This is a genomic window from Pseudomonadota bacterium, from assembly GCA_039815145.1.
Lineage (GTDB): Bacteria > Pseudomonadota > Gammaproteobacteria > Steroidobacterales > JBCBZW01 > JBCBZW01.
In genome coordinates, this window is sequence record JBCBZW010000206.1 from 1 (window position 1) to 6,279 (window position 6,279).

Consider the following 6,279-nt stretch of genomic DNA (forward strand, 5'->3'; position numbering starts at 1 on the left):
CTGGCGACATCGCTCTACGACAGCCCGCACCCCCAGATCGCCGACACGGAGGGCGGCCTCGGCGAGCTCTATCGCAACATGGGGCGCTACGAAGACGCCGAAAAACTGTTCCGCCAGGCCCTCGCCGAGTACGGAGCCCTCGGCCTCGAACGCACGCTCGCCGCCTCGGGCGTACTTACCGGGCTCGGCGAAGTGCTACGGCAACAGGGGCGCCTAGCCGAAGCGGAGGCCTTCTACGCGGATGCGCTCGCCCTGCGTCGCGAGGCCTACCCCGAGGGCGACCCAGCCCTCTCGCAGAGCATGAACAACTACGCGCTGATCCTCTGGCGTAAGGGCCGCCCGGGAGAGGCGGAGCCGATCTTCCGCGAGGCGCTGGCGGCCTACCGAGCGCAACTACCGGACGATCATCCGCGCATCGCGGCCGTCCTGCACAACCTGGGCTTGGTGTACCGAGACCTCGGCCGCTACGACGACGCGCTCGCCGCCGCCACCGAATCGCTAACGATCAAACGCGCTAGGTTGGGGGATGATCACTGGCGCATGGCGAATGCGTATCGCAACCTCGCCGGTATCCACCACGCGAAGGGAGAGCTCGCCCAGTCCGAGGCTCGCTTTCGGGAGGCGCTGACCACGCGGGTGGCGGCAGTCGGTGAGGCGCACATCGGCGTGCACATCGATCGGATAGACCTGGCCAACGTGATACGCGACCGCGGGAAGTTGTCGACGGCAGATGCGCTCTATCGCCGAGCCCTTGCCTGGTTGGAGGGGAACGCGCGAGCAGATCACCCGGCCCAGGCCCAGGCACGCCTGGGCTACGGTCGCTCGTTGCTGCAGCAAGGCCGCCTGGAGGAGGCAGCCGCGATGCTGGAACGGGCCCACGCCATCCGCCTGGAGCGGTACAAGGCGAGTCATCTGCAGGTCGCCAGGGTGTCGGGGCCACTGGGGGCGCTTCGAACCGCTCAGGGACGCTACACGGAGGCGGAGGTGCTGTTGCGCGCCACGCTGGCGACGCTCGAGACCGATTGTCACGCGCCCGGCTGCACGACGCCGACGCTGCAGCACCTCGTGGCGTTGTACGAAGCCTGGGGCAAGCCGGCGCGCGCCCGCGAGTACCAGGCACGGCTGAGCGCCGCACCCTCCTCGTCCAGCAGCTGACGCCACTAGCGCCAGATATTCAACCAACTGGTTGACTTTTAAGCGCCGCGCACGGACACTCAACCGCATGGTTGAGCATATTCCGATGGATGAGGCTTTCCGCGCCCTCGGCGACGCCACCCGGCGCGACATGCTCGTCGCGCTCGAGGGCGGCCCGCGCACCGTCAGCGCCCTCGCAGCCCCGCACGCGATGAGCCTGGCCGGCGCCTCCAAGCACGTCGCCGTCCTCGAGCGCGCCGGGCTCGTGCAACGCCAGCGCCAAGGCCGTAGCCACCTGATCTCACTCAATCCTGCCCCCCTCGCCGCGGCGCACGCGTGGCTATCGCGCTACCAACGCTTCTGGGAGGCGCGCCTCGATGCCCTCGAAGCGGCGCTGCAGGACCCCCCTGATAGCGAACAGAAGGACCCCTGACCATGGAAGACTGGACACGTCTGGACCCGCCCGACACGCTCGTCGTGGAACGCCTGTTGCCAGGACCTATCGAAAGAGTTTGGGACTACCTCACCCAATCCGACCTGCGGCAGACGTGGTTTTGCGCCGGCCAGGTAGGCACGGAGGAGGGCAGCACGATCGAGTTCCAGTTCGATCACCGCCGCCTCTCGCAGCAGCCTGCCCCCGAGAAGTACGCCGGCGAACAGGTGGTGAACTACGAGGGCAAGGTCATCGCCTACGAGGCGCCTCACCGGTTGGCATTCACCTGGCCGGAAGGCGATGCACCTGACAGCACCGTGACCATCACCCTGCAGGCCCAGGGCGAAAAGGTGCTCCTGCGTCTGGAACATCGACACGTGCCGGGCGGTGAAACCATGGTCGGGATCATGGCCGGCTGGCACGCCCACCTGGACCTCATGGGCGACGCCATCGAAGGGCGTGCCGTGCGTGACTTCTGGGCCCATCACATGCCATTGGAAGACGTGTACCGCGCGCGACTCGCCAACGTGTGAAGGGGCCAGCGGTAGAAAAGCCGGCGCGATCCTCCGCTGGAGCGGCGAGCTGCCACTCGCCAGCTTCGAGCCCTCGGCGACGACTGAACGATCAATGAAGGGTGCCGCACAAGCGGTCGCCTCCGACTCAGCCACCAGGCTCCTGGCACCGGCATACTGCTAAACTTGCGCCCGCTCTCTCGCTAGCCACGAGCAGGCCGCACTGCCCCATCAGTATTGCCGTTAACCAACACCTGGAGCGCGCCGATGACTCGCAAACTCTACGAACTCGCCAACGTCGAAAGCCCGTTTGTCTGGCGCGCCAAGTATGCGCTCGCGCACAAGGGACTCACCTACGAGAGCGAACGCCTGCCCTTCACGCAGATATCGCCAGGCTTCGGCAACGGCGGCTTCAAGACGGTGCCCGTGTTGGTGGAGGAAGACGGCGAGGAGATCCACGACAGCTGGGCCATCGCGAAACACCTCGACGCCGCCTACCCACAGGCACCGACGCTGCTCGGCGATGGCCTGGAACGGGCGCAGGCCGTGGAGTCCCTGCTGGGCAAGGTCGGCTTCCGCAACTTCCTGCCGATCTTCATCAAGGACATCCACGATGGCCTGGCCTCAGCCGATGCCGTCTACTTCCGCGAGAACCGCGAGGCTCGCTTCGGCGACACCCTCGAGAACCTCTCGGCTGATCGCGACGTTCGCCTACCGCAAGCCCGCGAAGCACTCGGCCCTTTGCGTGCAGAACTCGCCGATGCGCAGTGGCTGCACGGTGATGCGCCCGGCTACGGGGATTACATCTGGCTCGGCTTCTTCGCCTGGCTCACGGGGTGCGCCAGCTGTGCGCTCCTGCTGGACGACGATCCGCTCAAGGCTTACATCGAGCGTGGATTCGCCCTTTTCGATGGCGTTGCGCATGGCATTTCTTCGCGGGCAGGCGCCTAACCGCGAGCGCCCGGCGACTTCGACCCCCACATTCGAGGCCCGACATCTCAGGTAGCATGATGTGATGTCCGAGCACCACGCCCCTCGATTGCCCTCCCTGCGGGGCGCCGTACGCCTCGCCCTCGAGGCAAGCGAGGGCTTGACCGACGTGACCGAGCGTATGCACGCCACGATTCAGTCAGGTGCCTGGCCGGTGGGCGGCGCTGGACCGGCCCGTACGCGCGGCGTGACTGGTTTCGTCTACGGCTGCGTACGGGGTGGCATCCGGCTCACCCGGAAGGCCGTGGATGCCGGCTTGTCCGTCGCAGATGCCGAACGCGGGGAGCGAGCCACTCCTGCGGTACCTAACGATCAGCGAGCGTTTCTGAATGGTGCGTTCGGGGATTACCTGGTGGCGACGGACAACAGCCTCGCCACCCCGATGAGCCTTCATCACCGGGGCGTGGTGGTAGATCCTCGTGATCCTGAGCGTAGCCTTCGGCCGCACCTCCACGAGTCGAAACCGACCCGCCTACTGATCCTCGTTCACGGCCTCTGCCTGCACGAGGGTCACTGGCAGCACAATGGTCACGATCACGGTGCCGCCCTGGCAGACGACCACGGTTTCACCCCTCTGTACTTGCGCTACAACACCGGTCTGGCGATCAGCGCCACCGGGCAGCAGCTGGCGCACCTGCTGGAGACGCTGCTGGAGCGATGGCGGGCGCCGCTGGAGGATCTGGTGATCATGGGGCACAGCATGGGCGGACTCGTCACGCGCAGCGCCTGCCACCACGCGCTCGCCAGCGATCTGCACTGGGTGAAGCGCTTGACCAAGCTCGTGTTCCTAGGTAGCCCCCACCATGGGGCACCGCTGGAGCGGGCGGGACACCTCATCGACCGTGTGCTGCAGTTCAGTCCGTACTCATCGCCGATAAGCCTCGTCAGCAAGGCGCGAAGTGCCGGCATTACCGATTTGCGTCACGGGCGGATCGTCAGCACCGGGGAACCCGTGCCGTTGCCGCCTGGGGTGGACTGTTACGCGATGGCTGCCGTGCAAGGGGCGGAGCAACGTCCGCTGCGCGATCGCTGGGTGGGAGACGGGTTGGTGCCGCTGCAGAGCGCCCTCGGGCACCATCCCGATCGGGAGCGGTCACTGGGCATCCCGCCTCAGCAGCAATGGGTCGGCTATCGGATGGATCATATGGACCTGATGAGCCACCCTGACGTTTGCGCCAAGCTAGGCGAATGGTTGTGCTAAGCGCATAACGCCTTGCCCGCTGAGGGGCCTTTACCGATACGCGATCGCTGAAGCACCTGAGTTGACCGTTCGCGCCCTGCGGACCCGCCGCAGGGCGCGTAGCGGTTGGGCCGTTCCGCGGTGCGGATCGCCCTCTTTCCCGACCTCAGAAGACCTGACGCAGCTCCTGCAGGATCTCGCTCGACACGCGACGGATGTGCGCCCACTCCTTCTTGTTGTCCCGCCCGGGCTTGGTGACCAGGAAGCGGTTCAGCAGCTTGCGCAACAGCATGTGCTTGTTGGTGCTATCCCAAGCCTGCAGGATCTCGTTGCAGGTTTGGCGGATCTCGCGCCACTCACCCTTGTTGTCCCGTCGCGGCGAGGTGTCGCCGAGCACTTCCACCAGGCTGCGGAAGGCCTCCTCGTAGGACTTGTCGCGCGCCGACACGATCACCGAGCGGATGTCAGACCACTCGCCCTTGTTGTCGAAGCGCGGACGCACGGACTGCAGGGCATCGAGGATCTCGTTGAGGCCCAGGATCCTCTCTTCGATAGCAAAGCCAAGCTCGACCTCCACATCCTCCCGCGGCGCGGTGGCCACGATGTTGGTATGCACCAGCGAGCCCTCGAACGAGTAGACCAGGCGGTAGAGGTTGAGCGTGTCGCCGGGGCCGATGTGGTAGACCTGGCGCTCGGAGCGTTCTTCCTCGATTCTCGTCTGGGTTTCGAAGGTGCGTGTGATCTCGTGGGCCACCTCCAGGTGGGTCGAGAACTCCGACGTGGCACCCGCCGTGACCCCTTTGAATTCCATCGACGCACTGGCTTCCTTACGGAAGCTGAACCCTGAGTTCACCGAGAAGGTGCTGGAGACGAAGCGACGCGAGTCGATCGAGCGCTTGGTGACGACCTCGATCTCACGCTTGATGATGGTGGCGACATCGTCGTTGTCTTCGTTGGCAAAGCTGAAGATCAGCTCCCAGAAGTAGCGGCCTTTTGCGGTGGCGTCGGTAGCGGCGGTTTGCATCTCTCGAATCTCCCACAGGGCTGAATGAACACACACCCATTGGGTACCCCACGCTTCGAAAACGGTTCAAGCATTCCTGAGGGGCTTGCGGGCGCCATCCCCGATGTATGTCTAACCCCCCGCGAATTATGAGAATTGGGTCGCTCATGGCCGCACAAACTGAGCGCAGCGTTCCGACGCGGCGGCCTAGGGAACTGCTAGCCTCGTCGAAGCAGTAAGGGCCCTGCCCTACGGAGACAGCCATGTCGGACATGCAGACCAATCGCTTCCTGCTGGAGCTCGAGAAGACGCGGCGGGACATCAACCGCGAGATCATGAATCCCGAGGTGCAGCCCCTGGGCATCGAGCACCTCGAGCCGGCGATCACCCTGGCCGCTAAGGCGCGCCTCGATTACCTAAAGGAACTCCTGGAGATAGCGGAAGGCGCCGACGGGCAGCCGAGCGGCGAGCAGATCGCCGCGCTGGCGAGCAAGCGGGAGGCCTACGAGGAGCTCGCCGCTGCCACCACCGCTCTGGAGACGGCGATCGATCGGGGCTATCTCGACGTGACCGTAGGCGAGTGATACTCGGCGGCGAGTTGCCGCTCCCTAGCCGGAGCTCTCTCGACCCTCGATGTCGCCGACACCAAGCCTGCGGCTAACAGCGTAGAACACCAACCCGGAGACGATGATCGCTGCCGCAACGGCGGCCTCCGTCACGTTGCTCACCGCAAGATACACCAGCGTCCACCCCGTGATCGCCAGGTACACCAGCGGCGGCAGCGGGTACCACGCGGTCCGATACGGACGCGGCAGATCCGGTCGACGAACGCGCAACACGAACACCCCCAACACCGTGAGGAACGAGTTCAGCCCCAGCGTGAAGCCCGCCAGGCGGATGATGCCCTCGAACGAGGACACGAAGATGAACAGCAAGGCGAGCACGCACTGAAAAGCGATGGCAAAGACCGGCAAGCCCGTCGCGTTGGTGCGCGCGAACCAGCCGAAGGCGCGAAAGTCCTGACCGA

8 protein-coding genes are annotated in these 6,279 nt (G+C 65.5%); 6 read left to right on the forward strand and 2 right to left on the reverse strand.

Annotation, left to right across the window (positions count from 1 at the left end):
• The 5 genes from AAF184_24230 to AAF184_24250 all read left to right on the forward strand — a co-directional run.
• Positions 1-1,155: tetratricopeptide repeat protein (locus AAF184_24230; GenBank protein MEO0425464.1), on the forward strand; the 1,155-nt coding region annotated here is incomplete at its 5' end.
• 67 nt (positions 1,156-1,222) lie between these two features.
• A complete protein-coding gene (locus AAF184_24235) occupies positions 1,223-1,567 on the forward strand; it encodes a metalloregulator ArsR/SmtB family transcription factor (protein MEO0425465.1) in 345 nt (114 codons plus the stop codon).
• A gap of 2 nt (positions 1,568-1,569) precedes the next feature.
• The gene (locus tag AAF184_24240) at positions 1,570-2,100 is read left to right on the forward strand and encodes an SRPBCC family protein (protein ID MEO0425466.1); all 531 of its coding nucleotides are present in this window, start codon (positions 1,570-1,572) and stop codon (positions 2,098-2,100) included.
• Positions 2,101-2,346: 246 nt separating this feature from the next.
• Entirely contained in the window at positions 2,347-3,030 is a 684-nt protein-coding gene (locus tag AAF184_24245) for a glutathione S-transferase N-terminal domain-containing protein (GenBank protein ID MEO0425467.1), read from the forward strand.
• A 64-nt stretch (positions 3,031-3,094) separates the two neighbouring features.
• Positions 3,095-4,270 (forward strand): alpha/beta hydrolase, encoded by a 1,176-nt coding sequence (locus AAF184_24250; protein ID MEO0425468.1) that lies wholly within the window; start codon positions 3,095-3,097, stop codon positions 4,268-4,270.
• A gap of 145 nt (positions 4,271-4,415) precedes the next feature.
• Here AAF184_24250 and AAF184_24255 read toward each other — a convergent pair whose 3' ends face one another.
• Positions 4,416-5,273, reverse strand: coding sequence for a hypothetical protein (locus tag AAF184_24255; protein MEO0425469.1), 858 nt, complete (start codon positions 5,271-5,273; stop codon positions 4,416-4,418).
• Between the two features lie 242 nt (positions 5,274-5,515).
• Between AAF184_24255 and AAF184_24260 the strand changes: the two genes are divergently transcribed.
• Positions 5,516-5,836, forward strand: a complete 321-nt coding sequence (locus AAF184_24260; protein MEO0425470.1) for a hypothetical protein — start codon at positions 5,516-5,518, stop codon at positions 5,834-5,836.
• A gap of 24 nt (positions 5,837-5,860) precedes the next feature.
• On the opposite strand, the gene AAF184_24265 is transcribed toward AAF184_24260, so the two are convergent.
• On the reverse strand, positions 5,861-6,279 hold a 419-nt coding region (locus AAF184_24265; protein MEO0425471.1), incomplete at its 5' end, for an amino acid permease.

Coding starts and splice junctions, on each gene's coding strand:
- AAF184_24245 (MEO0425467.1), top strand. CDS start 2,347: ATGACTCGCAAACTCTACGAACTCGCCAACGTCGAAAGCCCGTTTGTC.
- AAF184_24240 (MEO0425466.1), top strand. CDS start 1,570: ATGGAAGACTGGACACGTCTGGACCCGCCCGACACGCTCGTCGTGGAA.
- AAF184_24260 (MEO0425470.1), top strand. CDS start 5,516: ATGTCGGACATGCAGACCAATCGCTTCCTGCTGGAGCTCGAGAAGACG.
- AAF184_24235 (MEO0425465.1), top strand. CDS start 1,223: ATGGTTGAGCATATTCCGATGGATGAGGCTTTCCGCGCCCTCGGCGAC.
- AAF184_24255 (MEO0425469.1), bottom strand. CDS start 5,273: ATGCAAACCGCCGCTACCGACGCCACCGCAAAAGGCCGCTACTTCTGG.
- AAF184_24250 (MEO0425468.1), top strand. CDS start 3,095: ATGTCCGAGCACCACGCCCCTCGATTGCCCTCCCTGCGGGGCGCCGTA.